Here is a 16,685-nt window from a genome sequence, read left to right as displayed (position 1 = left end):
GCAGGCTTTCAGTGTTTGCGCTTTGAGGGGCGTGGGGAGGCACCTTTTTGGGGCAAAGCAGGGGAGGGAGCAGTTAGACTTGATTCGTATCAAGCGGTTACATACAACACGCCAGAAAAAGCCGCGCCGCCTGCCCCTGCCGCAGGCCCTTCAGGAGCCTCGAATGCGCATCAACCTGCCAGTGACCCAGCAGAATTTTGACTACCCCGGTGATGAGCTGCTGGTGTCCAGCACCAACACCAAGGGCGAGATCACGCACTGCAACCCGGCGTTTGTGCGCGTCAGTGGCTACAGCTACGACGAGCTCATCGGCCAGCCGCACAACATCATTCGCCACCCCGACATGCCGGCCGAGGCCTACAAGGACATGTGGCGCACCATTGGCCGGGGCGAGCCCTGGACGGGCTTGGTCAAGAACCGCCGCAAGAACGGCGACCACTACTGGGTGCGAGCCAACGTCACCCCCATCATGGAGGGCGGCAAGCCACGCGCTTATATGTCGGTGCGCACCAAGCCCAGTGCGGCCGAGATGGTGGCCGCCGAGGCCCTGTATGCCCAGATGCGCAGCGAGGCGGCTTCGGGCGCAAGCAGCTTCTACCTGGACTCGGGCAACGTGCGCTACCGGGGAGTGCGTGGCTGGCAGCAGCGCCTGGCGCAGATGGCGCTGCTGCCCCGCATGGCGATCCTGCTGCTGATGACGGTGCTGCTGGCCTTGTTGCCCGACGTGATGGGGCTGCAAGGCACCACCGCCTGGGTGGCCCGCCTGGTGCTGCTGTTGCTGGGGGCGGGGTGGACGCTGTGGCGCTTTCAGGCCACGGTGCTTCAGGGCGTGCACGATGCCACCCGCTTCGCGTCCGACATCTCGGCCTGCAACCTTGCCACGTCGGTGGGCACCGACTACCCCCAACCCCTGGGCGCGCTGATGCAGCGCCTGCAGCAGACCCAGGTCAACCTGCGCGCCGTGGTGGGCGACGTGCGCACCGAGGTGCGCAATTTCATCGAATCGGCCGACGAAATCGCACGCGGCGGCATGGACCTGTCGGCCCGCACCGAGTCGCAGGCAAGCAGCCTGGAAGAAACTGCCGCTGCGATGGAGCAACTGGCCAGCACGGTGCTGCAGACGTCGGAGACAGCGGCCAAGGTGTCGCACGAGAGCGCACAGAGCAGCGACATCGCCACGCGCGGTGGCCAGGCGGTGCAGGAGGTGGGGGCGGCCATGCAGCAGATGAAGCTGTCGTCCACCAAGATCAGCGAGATCGTGGGCGTGATCGAGGGCATTGCCTTCCAGACCAACCTGCTGGCGCTCAATGCCGCCGTGGAGGCGGCCCGTGCAGGCGAGCAGGGCCGGGGCTTTGCGGTGGTGGCGGGCGAGGTGCGGGCCCTGGCGCAACGCAGCGCCAGCTCGGCCAAGGAGATCAGCGGCCTGATCGGCGTCACGGTGAACCAGATCGCCAGCGGCGCGCAGCAGATGGACCATGCGGGCACCACCATCGAGGGCGTCGTGCACGCCGTGGAGCGCGTGAGCACGCTGGTCCAGCAGATCAGCAGCGCCACCAAGGAGCAGTCGCAGGGCATTGCCCAGGTCAACGAGGCGGTGACGCAGCTCGACACCGTGACGCAGCAGAACGCCGCGCTGGTGGAGGAGTCGGCCGCCGCCGCCCAGGGCCTCAAGGAAAGCGCGGTGTCGCTGGGCCGCTCGGTGGATGTGTTCCGGCTGGGGTGAGCGGCGCTGCAACGAGCCGCCAAGGAATACTCGCACCTTGACGAATTCTTACTCGTAACTTACAGTGATTTTCCCGTTTTCCGGGAGATCACCATGACCCTCGACGAGCTGCAGCGCATCAAGCAGTGGCATGTGGCGCACAAGGCCGACCACCCGCTCGAATACCACCTGTGGGACCTGGTGCTGACGGTCTGGATGCTGGGCTGGGTGGGCTGGTTTCCCATCTGCGCTTTTGGCGAGCCCTGCGCCGCGCCGGTCTGCCTGATCGGCATTTTTGTCCCCAGCCTGTACGTTGCCTGGCGTACCCGCGCGCACCTGCGCCACACCCTGCGGTGCGACTGGATCGATGCGCGCAACTGACGGATGCGGTCGGTTGACGGGTGGCGGGGGCAGGCCTACTGCCGGGCAGTGCGCACGTTGCGCGGCAGGGCCTGCGGGTGGCTGGTGCGCAGGGGGTTGATGTCCAGCCCGCCCCGGCGCGTGTAGCGCGCATACACCGTGAGCTTGATGGGTTTGCAGCGTGTCCACACGTCCATGAAGATGCGCTCCACACACTGCTCATGGAACTCGTTGTGGTTGCGAAAGCTCACCAGGTACTGCAGCAGCCCTTCCTGGTTGATCTGCGGGCCGCTGTAGCTGATCTGCACGCTGCCCCAGTCGGGCTGGCCGGTCACCAGGCAGTTGCTCTTGAGCAGGTTGCTGGTGAGGGTTTCGGTCACGGGCGCTTCGTTGAATGTGGCCGTCAGCAGGTCGGGCGCGGGCTGGTAGCGCGTGCATTCCACGTCCAGCCGGTCCAGGCTCAGGCCATCCAGCTCATGCACGGGCTCCTGGTCGAACAGCTCGGGTGCGATGAGCTTCACGCCCACGGTGGCGGGGTGGTCGGCGCCACGCCATACGGCTTCGCTGATGTCGGCGCGGATGCGGGCCTGCACCTCGGCCGCATCGGCAAAGCGGGTGTTGTTGAAGCTGTTGAGATACAGCTTGAACGACTTGCTCTCGACGATGTTGGGCGTCTCGCAGGGCACGGTGATGTGCGCCAGCGCCACCTGCGGCTTGCCACGCGCATTCAGCCAGGACAGCTCGAACGCCGTCCACAGGTCGGCCCCGAAGAAGGGCGCCGAGCCGGTGATGCCGATCTCGGCCCGCTTGCCCGCGCGGGGGATGGGGAACAGCAGCGAGGCGTCGTACTGGTCCACGTAGGCCGATGCCTTGCCGAGTTGGGATTGTTCTGGCGTGTTCATGGCCTGGTCTTTCGGGTGTGTGGGTTCCAAGGGGGTCTGTGCTATTGCTACTATTTTTATAGCTGCTGGCGCGTGTTCGACTAGCGCATGCCGGGGTTTTTACCGAAATTCCCGCTCACGCAGCCATTTGGTGGCAATCCATTTGTCCCCGGCGATCACGGGGGCGCCGCCATGCAGGGTGCGGGTGGACGGGTGCGGGCGCTCGTAGCTGAAGAACACCGCGTTGCCACGCTGCGGCGCCACCTCCAGGTGCACGTCGGGGAAGGTGGTGCCGCCGCCTTTGTCAGGTGTGTTCAGGTACATCACCAGCGTGCCCACGCGCTGGCCGCCGCGCTGGATGATGCTGGGCGTGCCGGGCTCGGCGGGGTCGAAGTAGTCGTAGTGCGGCTTGTATTCGGCGCCGGGGCGGTAGTGCAGCACCTGCAGGCCTTCGCCGTTTTCGATGGGCCAGTGGAGCAGGCGCGCAATGCGCTCCTCGATGCGCTGGATCAGGGGACTTTGCCCGCGCTGGAAGAACATGCCGTCGCTGGTGCGGTCGGCATTGATCTCTTCGCCCCCGGTCTTGGTGGCCACGGTGAGCGAGCGTGCCATGCGGGGCTCTGCAGCGGCTATCAGTGCATCGCACTCCTCAGGCGACAGCAGGTTGCCAAACACCACGATGCGCGGCTGTGCCATGGCCAGCAGCACATTCACGGTGCGGTCTCCGCAGTCCACCTGGGCGGGGGATTCATCCAGCCGGGGCTCGGGCACCCGCACGGCCGAGGGCAGGCCCTGCTGCACAGCCAGGTCGTTCAGGTGCTCCTGCAGCGTGATCTCCAGCGCATCCGCCGCCACGTCTTCGTCCCAGCCTGCGTCACGCATGGACTGCAGCACCACGGGCGCAGCGTAGCCCGCCTGGGCCTGCTCGATGATCCAGCGGCGCAACTCGGGGGTGATGGCCTGCCGCGCTGCGCTGGCGTGCTGGGTGGTGGTGCTGTCCGGGTGCTGGTCAGAACGCGATGCCATGGCGGTCCTTCAACAAGAGCAGGGTGGTGGGCGGATTTATGCGGAGGGCGGAGTCTTGCGCCGGAAGACCAGGCGCTCGGGCTCGGATGATGCCGGGGCAAAGGCATAGCCGTCCAGGTCAAACCCTTCGAGCTGGTGGGGCGTGGCAAGGCGGTGGGTGATGGCATAGCGAGCCATCAGGCCGCGTGCGCGCTTGGCAAAGAAGCTGATGATCTTGTAGTTGCCGCCCTTCCAGTCCTCGAACACGCATTCGATCACGCGGGCCTTGAGTGCCTTGCGGTCCACGGCCTTGAAGTATTCCTGCGAGGCGAGGTTGATCACCACCGGCGTGGTGTCGGCGCGCAGCCGGGTGTTCAGGTGCTCGGCAATCTGGCGGCCCCAGAACTGGTACAGGTTGCTGCCTGCCTCGGTGGCCAGGCGCGTGCCCATCTCCAGGCGATAGGGCTGCATGCGGTCCAGCGGCCGCAGCACGCCATACAGGCCACTGAGGATGGCGACATGGCTCTGGGCCCAGTCCAGGTCGTCAGCGCTCAGGCTGCGGGCTTGCAGCCCCTCGTACACGTCGCCATTGAAGGCCAGCACCGCCTGGCGCGAGTTGTGGGCCGTGAAGCGGGGGCGCCAGGCCTGGTAACGCGCCACGTTCAGCGCCGCGAGCGTGTCGCTCAGTTCCATCAGCGACGCGATCTGCTGCGGCGACTGCTCCCGCAGGACTTCGATCAGGGCCGTGGACTGCGGCACAAACTGGGGCGTGGTGTGCGGCAGGCCTTCGGGAACGGGCGTGTCGTAGTCGAGCGATTTGGCGGGAGACAGCAGGAACAGCATGGGGGCAAAGGGTCCGTGGATCTCGGGGGTGAAGTGTGGCCTGGAAAGCGCGGGTTGCTGGCTGCGCCAGCGGCCTGAAATGGTACCTGCTGGACGACCGTCTTCTGTCGCTTGCGGGTATTGGCGCCCAGCACGGTGCTTGCTCAGTTGCCCAAAAAAAAGAAGGCGGCCTGAGCCGCCTTCTTTGCGTGGGCTGCGGCCCTGAGGGCAGCAGCCATTGCAGCGCATCAGGCTGCTGGGGGCTGCTCAAACGGCAGCGCCATGGCCGACAGGTCGCGGCGGGTTTCCACCAGCACCAGCGGACCTTCGTCCAGCACCACCGCAGGGGGGCGCTCACGGGGCACGCGGATGGGCTTGGGCTCGGCAGCGATGGCGGCCTGCACGGCAGCGATCTTGTCCGCGTCAGAGTTCACCCACTGCAGGCCCGATGCGGCAGCCACTTGCTGCAGTTCATCGATGGGCAGCGTGAACGCCTGAACGCGGGGCAGTCCCTTGGCTTGCGCAGCTGTTGCTACGGGTGCCTGGGCGGCTACCGCCGGTGCGGGTACTGCGACAGGCGCCGGTGCAGCCACCGGGGCGGCTGCAGGGTTTGCAACGGGCGCTGCAACAGCTGCCGCGGTAACAGGCGCTGCGGCTGGCTCAGTGGCTGAAGCGGCTGGGGCTGCCACAGGAGCTGCGACAGGGGTTGCCACCGGTGCCACGGGCTCGGCGGCGGGTGCGTTGCTGAAGTAGCTGCGGCGCGGCGCCTCGTCCTGTGCCGGTGTGGGCTCGGCCTGGGTGGGGTCAAAGTCCAGCATCGCTGGCGCAGCTGCTTCGGCGTTGCCGTTGTTGTCGCGCGGGCCACGCTCGCCACGTTCGCGGCGGTCACGGCCATAGCGGTCGCGGGAGCGGCGCTCGCGGCGCTGCTCTTCGGTGGCGCCATTGCCGTTGGCGGGTGCGTCATTGCCGCTCAGGTCCAGGTCCGGCAGCGATGCCAGTGGAGCGGTGTCCGCAAAGTCACCAGCGGCGGCCGTGGCGCTTGCCTCCTGGGCCTCGACCGCGCGAGGAGCGCGTTCACCGCGTTCACCACGGTTGCCACCGCGATCACCACGTTCGCGGCGCGGACCGCGCTCGCCACGGGGTTGCTGCGCCGGCTGGCCTTCTGCGCCACCGGTGTTGCCTGCGTTGGGGCCTTCCACCGGAGTGGTTGCAGCGTTGGTGTTGTCACCATTCACGCCAGCGTTCAGGTTGCGCGGCTCGCTGTCGCGGCGGCCACGGCCCCCTTCACGGCCTTCGCCACGTCCGTTGCGGCCCCCTTCACGGCCTTCGCCTTCGGGACGGCGCTCTGCGTCGCGGGGTGGACGGCTGTCTGCATCGCGGGGAGCGCGGCCTTCGGCCGAGCGTTCGCCACGGCGGCCACGGCCTTCGCCAGAGCTGCCTTCGCGGTTGCCATCACGTGGTGCGCCTTCGCGCTGACCGTCCCGGTTGCCATCGCGGCCGCCACGGCGGCCACGGCTTTCACCGTTGCGGCCTTCGCGGCGCGGTTCGCCACGGCTGGTGGTTTCGGCAGCGGCAGGTGCGGCAGCGGGCGATGCCGTTGTGACCGGGGTGGGGGCTGCCGGCGCGCTGCCAAAGCCAAACAGGCTCTTGAGCCAGGCGAAGAAGCCTTGCTCTTGCGGTGCGGCTGGGGCGGGTGCTGGAGCGGCTACTGGTGCCGGTGCAGGGGTGGCAGCGGCTGCAGGGCGTTGGCCACCACGGGGTGGGCGTGCGGCGCCTTCGGGGCGGGGCTCTGCCACGGGGGCGGGTGCGTCAGGTAGCACGCCCTTGATCACCGGGGTCTGCTTGTTGGTGGGCTCTTGCGAGCGGCGCGTCACGGCGGTGGGGTCTTCCACTTCTTCGGCGAGCTTATAGCTGGCTTCGATGTGGTCCAGGCGCGGGTCGTCGTGCTTGAGGCGTTCCAGGCGGTAGTTGGGGGTTTCCAGCGTCTTGTTGGGCACCATCAGCACGGCCACGCGTTGCTTGAGTTCGATCTTGGCGATCTCGGTGCGCTTCTCGTTCAGCAGGAACGAAGCCACTTCCACCGGCACTTGGCAGTGCACAGCGGCCGTGTTGTCCTTCATCGACTCTTCCTGAATGATCCGCAGGATCTGCAGGGCCGACGATTCGGTGTCGCGGATGTGGCCCGAGCCGCCGCAGCGTGGGCAGGGGATGGACGAGCCTTCGCTCAAGGCGGGCTTGAGGCGCTGGCGGCTCATTTCCATCAGGCCGAACTTGCTGATGGTGCCGAATTGCACGCGGGCGCGGTCCTGGCGCAGCGCGTCGCGCAGGCGGTTTTCCACTTCGCGGCGGTTCTTCGACTCTTCCATGTCGATGAAGTCGATCACGATCAGGCCGCCCAGGTCGCGCAGGCGCATCTGGCGCGCCACTTCGTCGGCGGCTTCCAGGTTGGTGCGGGTGGCGGTTTCCTCGATGTCGCCGCCCTTGATGGCGCGGGCCGAGTTCACGTCCACGCTGACCAGCGCTTCGGTGTGGTCGATCACGATGGCGCCACCCGAGGGCAGCTGCACGGTGCGGGCGTAGGCCGATTCGATCTGGTGCTCGATCTGGAAGCGGCTGAACAGGGCGGCGTCGTCGCGGTAGCGCTTCACGCGGGCGGCATGCTCGGGCATGACGTGCGCCATGAACTGCTGTGCCTGTTCGTAGATGTCGTCGGTATCGATGAGGATGTCACCGATGTCATTGTTGAAGTAGTCGCGGATCGCGCGGATCACCAGGCTCGATTCCTGATAGATCAGGAAGGCGCCCTTGCCGCCCTTGGCGGCGCCGTCGATAGCGTTCCACAGCTTGAGCAGGTAATTCAGGTCCCACTGCAGCTCGGGCGCGGTGCGGCCAATGCCAGCGGTGCGCGCGATGATGGACATGCCGTTCGGGTATTCCAGCTGGTCCATCGCCTCCTTGAGCTCTGCGCGGTCCTCGCCCTCGATGCGGCGTGAAACGCCACCGCCACGGGGGTTGTTGGGCATCAGCACCACATAGCGGCCGGCCAGCGAGACGAAGGTGGTCAGGGCCGCGCCCTTGTTGCCCCGTTCTTCTTTTTCGACCTGGACCAGCAGTTCCTGGCCTTCCTTGATCACTTCATTGATGCGCGCCTGGCTGGGCGAGACACCGGGGGTGAAATAGCTGCGCGAGATTTCCTTGAACGGCAGGAAACCGTGGCGGTCTTCGCCGTAGTCCACAAAACAGGCTTCCAGCGAAGGCTCGACGCGGGTGACGACGGCCTTGTAGATGTTGCCCTTGCGCTGTTCACGCCCTTCGATTTCGATTTCGTAGTCGAGGAGCTTTTGTCCGTCGACGATGGCCAGGCGCCGTTCTTCGGGCTGCGTGGCGTTGATGAGCATCCGCTTCATGATGCGATTCCTTCAGTGTTTCGCGGACAGCAGCGGTGCAGCCCACCTGACCCACAGGGAGGGCTGCGCGGGCTGCTGCCCACAGTTTCCAAACCAATACAACAAGCTCTACAGGAGCTGTGAATGCCTGGACTGACGCATCGAAACGAAGGGAATTGCCGGGAATGCCAATGATCTGCCGCGCTCTAGCGCAGCATCGTGAGGCAGGGGCGCGTGGATGGGGGCGAGTGGTAGGAGCGCAGTTTTGCTAGCAAAAGAGTAGCTGATTGCGCTTGCTGGCTGGGCGTTGGGGCTGAATTGGAGCGTGCAGCCGGGGGCATCAGCCACCGCCACAAGGTCACCATCCAGCTCATCAACAACCACATGCTCGCTTTGATCCGCTGACAGGCTGCGCCCGGGTAGGGAACATCTGCCAGCTTGGGGGATTCCGTATCAGTGTTTCAATCTGTCAGCCCGCCGCACGGCGTGCTGGCCACCACAGGCATCTGGCCTGCAATCTGCGCGCACGACGCCCGGTGGCATCGACCTGCCTGCGTGAGGGGCAAGGGCTGTGTGGACTAAACTCCAGACAAATCAACCACTTACATAACAACGCGCAGGTGAAACACATTATAGGGGCCAAACCGCCCACAGCCCCTGCGGGGCTTCCCGCAGCCCGCCTGGTGGAAGTGGATGCTGACTCCGCTGGCCAGCGGCTCGATAACTTTTTGATACGCCACTTGAAAGGCGTGCCAAAAACGCATGTCTACCGCATCATCCGCAGCGGTGAGGTCCGCATCAACAAAGGCCGCGTGAGTGCCGACACCCGCGTGGAAGCAGGGGATGTGGTGCGCCTGCCGCCCGTGCGCATCTCCGACAAGGTGGCCGAGAAGGCCGAGCGTCCGGCGCCTGCGCGCGAATTTCCCATCCTGCTCGAAGACGAGCACCTGATCGCCCTGGACAAGCCCGCGGGCGTGGCGGTGCACGGCGGCAGCGGCGTGAGTTTTGGCGTGATCGAGCAATTGCGCCAGGCGCGGCCGGCGTCCAAGTTCCTGGAACTGGTGCACCGCCTGGACCGCGAGACCTCGGGCATCCTGCTGGTGGCTAAGAAGCGGTCAGCGCTCACTCACCTGCAAGACCAGTTCCGTGAGCGCGAGACAGGCAAGACCTATCTGGCACTCGTCACGGGCACCTGGCCTGCCAACAAAAAGGTCATCGACCTGCCACTGCACAAGTACCTGCAGGCCGACGGCGAGCGCCGCGTGCGTGTGACCACGGCCGATGACCCGGATGGCATGCGCTCCATCACGCTGGTCAAGGTGCGCAGCACCGTGCCCGCGCGCCCCGCTCAAGGCCTGCCGGCGATGTCCCTGCTGGAGGTGACCATCAAGACCGGCCGCACCCATCAGATCCGTGTGCACCTGGCCAGCCAGGGCCACGCCATCGTGGGTGATGACAAATACGGTGACTTTGACCTCAACAAGCGCCTGCAGAAGCTCTCGATGAAGCGCATGTTCCTGCACGCATGGCGGTTACAGTTCAACCACCCCGCGTCGGGCGAGCGTGTGCAACTGATTGCCGAGCTACCCCCTGAGCTGGCCGATTTTGTGTCCCCTGCCTGACGATCCTGCGCGAAGAACCCCCTCCATGTCTGCCAAAAACTTCCGTCCGCGCCGCTTCGACCTCATCGCCTTTGATTGGGATGGAACCCTGTTCGACTCCACCGCCATCATCGTGCGCTGCATCCAGGCAGCGGTGCGCGACGTGGGCGGCACGGTACCCACAGACAAGGAGGCCGCCTATGTGATTGGCATGGGCCTGATGCAGGCGCTGGCCCATGCTGCCCCCGATGTGCCGCCCGAAAAGTACACCGAGCTGGGCAACCGCTACCGCTTCCACTACATCCAGCACCAGGACGACCTGAGCCTGTTCGATGGCGTGTTGCCGCTGCTGAGCGATCTGCGTGAACGTGGGCACCTGCTGGCCGTGGCCACGGGCAAAAGCCGGCGCGGGCTGGATGAGGCGCTGCATTCGGTGGATTTGCGCGGCGTGTTCGACGGCTCCCGCACCGCCGACCAGACCGCTGGCAAGCCGCACCCCCTGATGCTGCAGGAGCTGATGGCCGAATTTGACGTGGCGCCTGAGCGCCTGCTGATGATTGGCGACACCACCCATGATCTGCAGATGGCGGTCAACGCGGGCTGTGCGAGCGTAGGGGTGAGCTATGGCGCACACGAGCCCGACGCCTTTCATGCTCTCCAGCCGCTGGCGGTTGTGCATTCGGTGCGCGAGCTGCACGACTGGCTGCTGCACAACGCTTGACGCGGGTATCGGAGCGGGACGAGCCCATGACCATACCCTCCACTGATCAGCCTATCGCGCTGTGCAACAGTGCCGACCTTGTCGATGGAGGCCTGGCCGTGCCGTTTGATGTGCAGTACACAGGCCAGACGTGCAGGGCCTTTGCGATTCGCTACCGAGGCCTGCCGCACGCTTACCTCAACCGCTGCACCCATGTGGCGATGGAGATGGACTACCAGCCCAACCGCTTTTTTGATGACACAGGCAACTGGCTGTTGTGTGCCACCCACGGGGCGGCCTACTTGCCCCATACCGGCCAGTGTGCGGGCGGTCCCTGCCGCGGTGGGCTGGTCAAAATTGCCCTGTCGGAGAGCGATGGTGTGGTGCGCTGGCATACTGCCTACAACCTGCAGCCTGCAGAGTTCTAGAAAATCCAGATGAATTACCCTGATGTGCTGCCGCCCGATGTGGGCCACCGCAAAGCGCGGGCCGCAGCGGTGCAGTGCCCAGGACGCATGACATGACTGACCCCCAGCAGCCCGCCTCGTCGGGCTTTGACCCCAAAAGCAATTCCGCCCCCGATCTGTGGGCGCAAGCAGCTACTAATTCAGGAGCCCCTGTGAGCGATTCATCGCGTGAACCCGGGTGGGAACGCGCCACGCTGGAAAAGCTGGCCTTTGCCGCCCTCAACGAACAACGCAGCGCCCGCCGCTGGAAGATTTTTTTCCGCCTGATATGGCTGGTGTTGTTTGCTGCTGTTGCGTTCGTGGCCCTGCGTCAGGCATCGCCCAGCACCAGCAAAAGCACGCCGCACACCGCCGTGGTGGACATCAAGGGCGAGATCGCGAGTGGCGCCGAGGCCAGTGCCGAGTTTGTGGTGGCCGCCATGCGCAGCGCGCTGGAGGATGAGGGCTCGCAAGCGCTGGTGCTGCTCATCAACTCGCCCGGTGGCAGCCCGGTGCAGGCCGGCATCATCAACGACGAGATCGTGCGCCTGAAAGCCAAGCACAACAAGCCGATCTACGCGGTGGTCGAAGAAACCTGCGCCTCGGCTGCTTACTACATTGCAGCTGCCGCCGACGATATCTACGTGGACAAGGCCAGCATCGTGGGCAGCATCGGGGTGCTGATGGATGGCTTCGGCTTCACCGGCGTCATGGAAAAAGTGGGCGTGGAGCGCCGCCTGCTCACCGCAGGCGAGAACAAGGGTTTTCTGGACCCCTTCAGCCCGCAGACCGAGAAGCAGCGCGCCTACGCGCAGACCATGCTCGACCAGATCCACCAACAGTTCATTGCCGTGGTGAAAGCAGGGCGCGGTGACCGTCTCAAGACCACGCCCGATACCTTCAGCGGCTTGTTCTGGACGGGCCAGCAGGCCGTGGAAATGGGCCTGGCGGACAAGCTGGGCAACCTGGACTATGTCGCGCGCGAAGTGGTCAAGGCCGAAGACATCATCGACTACACCCGCCGCGACAACGTGGCCGAGCGCCTGGCCAAGCGGTTTGGCGCGGCGGTGGGCATGGGCGCCGTCAAGTCACTGGCCATATCGGGGCCACAGTTGCGCTGATACTCGCCTCGGAGTCGGCAGGGGCGTGATCATCCGCGCAAGCCCTTGCATCGACGGCAGATGTCTATTCGAAGCCCCTGCAGAGGTATCTGCCGGGGCTTTTTTGTTGGGCCTGGTTGCGCTGTGCTGCGGTGCCGGTGTGGGGCCGTTGTGCAGCGGTCTGAGGGGTTTGGGGGTGTTTTGGGGCGGTTGCGCTAGTGGAATATGCCTGGAATGCTCCTGAATATGTAGCATTCCAGGCGCCTCGCCCGTAGCGTGTTACCCCGTCGCTGTCTCAACGCCCCAGCGCAAACACCACGGGGGTGCGGTTGTCCGGTGGTGCGGGCTGCTGCTTCCACTGGCGCACCAGCTGGCTTTGCACCCGCGCGTCGGGCAGGGTCAGCCCGCTGGCCAGCGCCAGCCGGGTGTGCGGCTGCAGGGTCTGAACCAGTGCCTGCCACAGGGCCGGGTTGCGGTACGGGGTCTCGATGAACAGCTGGGTCTGGCCCGTGCGCAGCGCGATGCCTTCCAGCTCCTTGATGCGCTGTGTGCGCTCTTGTCCGTCTTGTGGCAGATAGCCGACGAAGGCGAAGTTTTGTCCATTGAGGCCACTGGCGGCCAGGGCCAGCAGCAGCGACACCGGCCCTACCAACGGCACCACGCGCAGGCCCAGGTCGTGCGCAGCCCGCACCACCGACGAGCCAGGGTCAGCCACTGCGGGCATGCCCGCTTCGCTGACCAGGCCGATGTCGTGCCCGTTCAGGGCCGCAGCCAGTAGCGGGCGGGCGTCGAACGACGCTGAGCCCTTGTCGCCGTGGTCGCCTTTTTTGTGCACTTCACGCGGCAACTCAGTGATCTGCTGTTGCTGCAGAGAGAGGGCCAGGGGGTGCAGCGCGTCAATGCGCTTGAGGTAGGCGCGCGTGCTCTTGGCGTTTTCGCACACCCAGTGGGTCAGTCGGGCGGCTGTCTGCAGGGTGGCTGAGGGCAGGGCATCCTGCAGTGGGGCCTGGGTGTCGCAGCCAAAGTCGAGGGGGGCGGGCACCAGGTACAGCGTGCCGGTTTTTACGTTCATGGCAGCACCAGCCCTGCTGCGCGCAGCATGCGGCATGTGCGGATCAGCGGCAGACCGATGAGTGCCGTGGGGTCGTCGCTGTGGATGGCGTCCAGCAGGGCAATGCCAAGGCCTTCGCTCTTGGCGCTGCCCGCGCAGTCGTAGGGCTGCTCGGCGCGCAGGTAGCGCTCGATTTCTTCATCCGATAAGTCGCGGAACTTCACCTCCACGGGGGCGAGGTCCGCCTGTTCAAAGCCGGTGGCCGCGCACACCACCGCCAGGGCGGTTTGGAACACCACCGTCTGGCCGCGCATCTGGCGCAACTGCTGCACCGCGCGATCGTGCTGGCCCGGTTTGCCCAGCGGCTCTCCGGCCAGGTCTGCCACCTGGTCGGATCCGATCACCACGGCTTCGGGGTGCTGCCGCGCCACAGCTTGCGCTTTGGCCAGAGCCAGGCGCATGGCCAGGGCGCGGGGCGCCTCGCCGGGCAGGGGGGTCTCATCGACATGGGGGGCGGTCACTTCGAAAGGCAGGTTCAGCCGTTCCAGCAATTCGCGCCGGTAGCGCGAGGTCGAGCCTAATACCAGAGGGCGTTGCGGGGAGGGGGATTGATGCATGCGCCGATTCTCTTACACTGCCGCCATGACCAAGGAATTCTCCGCACAGCGCCTCGACGTGAAAGCCTTTGCACAGGCGGGCGGTCGGCTGGCGGGCCACGACTCGCTGCTGAAATACGAACGCCTGGCGCAGGAGGCCAAGGGCCTGCACCCCGATCTGCTGGTGGACTGGGAGGCGACGGGCGAGGTGCGCACTGCCCTGGGAGGCATGGGGCAGGTCTGGCTGCACATCATGGTGCGCGCCAGCTTCCCCATGGAGTGCCAGCGCTGCCTGACGCCGGTCGATGTGCCCCTGGAGGTGGATCGTGAGTTCCGCTTTGTGGCGGACGAAGCCACGGCCGAGGCCCTTGACGATGAGAGCGAAGAAGACCTGCTGGCCCTGAGCCGCGAGTTTGATCTGCACGAACTCATCGAAGATGAACTGTTGATGGCGTTGCCCGTGGTGCCCAAACACGACGAGTGCCCGACCTCGATGCCGCTGGCGTCTTCGGACGACGATTTTGAAGAAGCCAACGCCGAAAAACCCAACCCGTTTGCCGCGCTGGCAGCCTTGCGCAAAGACGCCAAAGACTGATTCATCGACCCAAAAATCATTTGGGTTATAATCGTGGGCTTCACGCGAACCCCATCGTGTCTTTTTGGGCTGATCGCGTTTTTACCAACCTATTCCAGATCAGGAGCCATCATGGCCGTTCAGCAAAACAAAAAGTCCCCTTCCAAGCGCGGCATGCACCGCTCGCACAATGCCCTGAACGTGCCAGGCATTGCTGTGGAACCCACCACTGGTGAAACGCACCTGCGTCACCACATCAGCCCCAACGGTTTCTACCGTGGCCGTCAGGTGCTGAAGAACAAGTCTGAAGCCTGACCTTCACTCCATCCAAAGGCCCGTTGCTACAAACCCTGTAGCGCGGGCCTTTGTTTTGACCGTCGTATTCATCTCTCGGCCCTTTGGGCCGGCCGGACAAGTCGCCCATGATCACACTGGCTGTTGACTGCATGGGGGGCGACCATGGCCCCCGCGTCACGCTCGCGGCGTGCCGCCAGTTTCTCGACCACCACCCGGATGCCCGTCTGCTGCTCGTTGGCCTGGCGGACAGCCTGCAATCGTTCTCCCACGACCGAGCCACCATCGTTCCCGCTACCGAAGTGGTCGCTATGGATGACCCGGTGGAAGTGGCCTTGCGCAAGAAGAAGGATTCTTCGATGCGCGTGGCCATCCAGCAGGTCAAGGATGGCACGGCTTCGGCTGCTGTCTCTGCGGGCAATACCGGCGCCTTGATGGCCATTGCCCGCTATCTGCTCAAGACGCTGGATGGTATCGACCGTCCTGCCATCGCCACCCAGCTGCCCAACGCCACCGGTGGTGCCACGACGGTGCTGGACCTGGGGGCTAATGTGGATTGCTCGGCAGAGCACCTGCTGCAGTTTGCCGTGATGGGTTCCGCCCTGGTATCGGTCCTCCAAGAGGGTAGCGAGCCCACCGTAGGGTTGCTGAACATTGGCGAAGAAGTCATCAAGGGTAGCGAAGTTATCAAAAAAGCAGGTGAATTGCTGCGATCTGCGGCTAATTCCGGTGATTTGAACTTCTACGGCAATGTCGAGGGCAACGATATCTTCAAGGGTACGGTGGATATCGTGGTCTGTGATGGTTTTGTGGGCAATGTGGCGCTCAAGGCCAGCGAAGGTGTGGCCTCGATGATCATCGGAGCACTTAAAACCGAATTTTCGCGCCACATTTTTACTAAAATGGCCGCTATCGTCGCCTATCCGATCTTAAAAGCGTTGATGAAGCGCATGGACTACCGCCGTTACAACGGCGCGGCGCTGCTCGGCCTGCGCGGGCTGGTGTTCAAGAGCCACGGATCGGCAGACGCCATGGCTTTCGAGCAGGCGTTGAACCGGGCGTATGATGCAGCCCGCAACAACCTGCTCGACCGTGTCCGGACCCGGATTGCGCACGCGGCGCCCCTGCTGGCGCCTGCAGATGCCCAGCCCCAGCCTGGCGTTGCGGCGACCGCACAATAATGAGACGTTATTCCCGCATTACCGGCACCGGCAGCTACCTGCCTCCCAGCCGGTTGACCAACGCTGATCTGGTTGCCGAACTGGGCCAGCGCGGTATCGAAACCTCCGATGAATGGATTGTGGAGCGCACCGGCATCCGGGCGCGCCACTTTGCGGCGCCGGATGTGACCGCCAGCGACTTGGGATTGGAGGCTGCGCGCAATGCCCTGCAGGCCGCCGGCCTGCAGCCCACCGATATCGATCTGATCATCGTGGCCACGTCGACGCCGGACATGGTGTTCCCGTCCGTTGCTTGTATCTTGCAGAACAAGCTGGGTGCCAATGGATGCCCTGCGTTTGATGTGCAAGCTGTGTGCAGCGGTTTTGTCTATGCCCTGTCGGTGGCGGACGCCATGATCCAGACAGGTGCTGCCAATCGCGCGCTGGTGATTGGTGCAGAGGTTTTCAGTCGCATCCTGGACTTCAACGACCGCACCACCTGTGTGTTGTTCGGTGATGGTGCGGGCGCTGTGGTGCTGGAGGCCTCTGACACGCCTGGCATTCTGTCGAGCGACCTGCACGCTGACGGCAAGCATGTCGATATTTTGTGTGTGCCCGGCAATGTGTCCGGCGGCAAGGTGCTTGGGGATCCGGTCCTCAAAATGGACGGACAGGCGGTCTTCAAGCTGGCAGTGGGTGTGCTGGAAAAGGCGGCCCACGCGGCCCTGGCCAAGGCCGGGCTGACCGAGGCTGATATCGACTGGCTGATCCCGCACCAGGCCAACATCCGCATCATGCAGAGCACCGCCCGCAAACTGAAGATGTCCATGGACAAGGTGGTGGTCACGGTGGACCAACATGGCAACACCTCGGCAGCTTCCATTCCGCTGGCTTTGGACCATGGGGTGCGCACCGGTCAGGTCAAGAAAGGCGAAACCCTGCTGCTCGAAGGCGTGGGTGGTGGTTTTACCTGGGGTGCTGTGCTCCTGAAGTTGTAGCTGCTGGCG

At 64.9% G+C, this 16,685-nt stretch carries 16 protein-coding genes; 10 read left to right on the top strand and 6 right to left on the bottom strand.

Annotated elements, in window-relative coordinates:
- Window positions 1–163: 163 nt before the first annotated feature.
- Window positions 164–1,723: a methyl-accepting chemotaxis protein gene (locus ATF69_RS13195; RefSeq protein ID WP_146871252.1), complete on the top strand. Its 1,560-nt coding sequence runs from the start codon at window positions 164–166 to the stop codon at window positions 1,721–1,723.
- A 93-nt stretch (window positions 1,724–1,816) separates the two neighbouring features.
- Entirely contained in the window at window positions 1,817–2,083 is a 267-nt protein-coding gene (locus ATF69_RS13190) for a hypothetical protein (protein WP_056061307.1), read from the top strand.
- Window positions 2,084–2,118: 35 nt separating this feature from the next.
- On the opposite strand, the gene queF is transcribed toward ATF69_RS13190, so the two are convergent.
- From queF to ATF69_RS13170, 4 genes are all read right to left on the bottom strand, one after another.
- The gene (queF, locus tag ATF69_RS13185) at window positions 2,119–2,964 is read right to left on the bottom strand and encodes an NADPH-dependent 7-cyano-7-deazaguanine reductase QueF (RefSeq protein ID WP_056061310.1); all 846 of its coding nucleotides are present in this window, start codon (window positions 2,962–2,964) and stop codon (window positions 2,119–2,121) included.
- Window positions 2,965–3,063: 99 nt separating this feature from the next.
- On the bottom strand, window positions 3,064–3,969 hold the full coding sequence (locus ATF69_RS13180) for a 2OG-Fe(II) oxygenase (RefSeq protein ID WP_146871251.1): 906 nt from the start codon (window positions 3,967–3,969) through the stop codon (window positions 3,064–3,066).
- Between the two features lie 36 nt (window positions 3,970–4,005).
- Window positions 4,006–4,791 carry a peroxide stress protein YaaA gene (gene yaaA, locus ATF69_RS13175; protein ID WP_146871250.1) on the bottom strand — a complete coding sequence of 262 codons (786 nt, stop codon included), beginning with the start codon at window positions 4,789–4,791 and terminating at the stop codon, window positions 4,006–4,008.
- Between the two features lie 227 nt (window positions 4,792–5,018).
- A complete protein-coding gene (locus ATF69_RS13170; RefSeq protein ID WP_146871249.1) occupies window positions 5,019–8,177 on the bottom strand; it encodes an Rne/Rng family ribonuclease in 3,159 nt (1,052 codons plus the stop codon).
- A gap of 599 nt (window positions 8,178–8,776) precedes the next feature.
- On the opposite strand from ATF69_RS13170, the gene ATF69_RS13165 reads away from it, so the two are divergent.
- From ATF69_RS13165 to ATF69_RS13150, 4 genes are all read left to right on the top strand, one after another.
- Complete coding sequence (locus ATF69_RS13165) at window positions 8,777–9,778, top strand: RluA family pseudouridine synthase (protein ID WP_146871248.1); 1,002 nt, start codon at window positions 8,777–8,779, stop codon at window positions 9,776–9,778.
- A gap of 25 nt (window positions 9,779–9,803) precedes the next feature.
- A complete protein-coding gene (locus ATF69_RS13160) occupies window positions 9,804–10,478 on the top strand; it encodes an HAD family hydrolase (RefSeq protein WP_108497127.1) in 675 nt (224 codons plus the stop codon).
- Window positions 10,479–10,504: 26 nt separating this feature from the next.
- The gene (locus ATF69_RS13155; protein ID WP_146871247.1) at window positions 10,505–10,885 is read left to right on the top strand and encodes a Rieske (2Fe-2S) protein; all 381 of its coding nucleotides are present in this window, start codon (window positions 10,505–10,507) and stop codon (window positions 10,883–10,885) included.
- 92 nt (window positions 10,886–10,977) lie between these two features.
- A complete protein-coding gene (locus ATF69_RS13150) occupies window positions 10,978–12,024 on the top strand; it encodes a S49 family peptidase (RefSeq protein WP_146871246.1) in 1,047 nt (348 codons plus the stop codon).
- A gap of 274 nt (window positions 12,025–12,298) precedes the next feature.
- On the opposite strand, the gene ATF69_RS13145 is transcribed toward ATF69_RS13150, so the two are convergent.
- A complete protein-coding gene (locus ATF69_RS13145) occupies window positions 12,299–13,075 on the bottom strand; it encodes an SAM-dependent methyltransferase (RefSeq protein ID WP_146871245.1) in 777 nt (258 codons plus the stop codon).
- Complete coding sequence (locus ATF69_RS13140; protein ID WP_146871244.1) at window positions 13,072–13,671, bottom strand: Maf family nucleotide pyrophosphatase; 600 nt, start codon at window positions 13,669–13,671, stop codon at window positions 13,072–13,074. The genes ATF69_RS13145 and ATF69_RS13140 overlap by 4 nt, the downstream gene beginning before the upstream one ends.
- 25 nt (window positions 13,672–13,696) lie before the next feature.
- Between ATF69_RS13140 and ATF69_RS13135 the strand changes: the two genes are divergently transcribed.
- The 4 genes from ATF69_RS13135 to ATF69_RS13120 all read left to right on the top strand — a co-directional run bounded on the left by ATF69_RS13135 (window position 13,697) and on the right by ATF69_RS13120 (window position 16,676).
- Window positions 13,697–14,245 carry a YceD family protein gene (locus ATF69_RS13135; protein WP_146871243.1) on the top strand — a complete coding sequence of 183 codons (549 nt, stop codon included), beginning with the start codon at window positions 13,697–13,699 and terminating at the stop codon, window positions 14,243–14,245.
- 111 nt (window positions 14,246–14,356) lie between these two features.
- Complete coding sequence (gene rpmF, locus ATF69_RS13130; protein WP_005794249.1) at window positions 14,357–14,539, top strand: 50S ribosomal protein L32; 183 nt, start codon at window positions 14,357–14,359, stop codon at window positions 14,537–14,539.
- 107 nt (window positions 14,540–14,646) lie between these two features.
- Window positions 14,647–15,699 carry a phosphate acyltransferase PlsX gene (gene plsX / locus ATF69_RS13125; RefSeq protein WP_056061343.1) on the top strand — a complete coding sequence of 351 codons (1,053 nt, stop codon included), beginning with the start codon at window positions 14,647–14,649 and terminating at the stop codon, window positions 15,697–15,699.
- Window positions 15,699–16,676 (top strand): beta-ketoacyl-ACP synthase III, encoded by a 978-nt coding sequence (locus tag ATF69_RS13120; RefSeq protein ID WP_146871242.1) that lies wholly within the window; start codon window positions 15,699–15,701, stop codon window positions 16,674–16,676. The genes plsX and ATF69_RS13120 overlap by 1 nt, the downstream gene beginning before the upstream one ends.
- Window positions 16,677–16,685 lie beyond the last annotated feature (9 nt).

It is taken from the genome of Acidovorax delafieldii, assembly GCF_007993815.1.
GTDB classification, from domain to species: domain Bacteria; phylum Pseudomonadota; class Gammaproteobacteria; order Burkholderiales; family Burkholderiaceae_C; genus Acidovorax; species Acidovorax delafieldii.
This window is presented reverse-complemented; position numbering and strand designations above follow the sequence as displayed.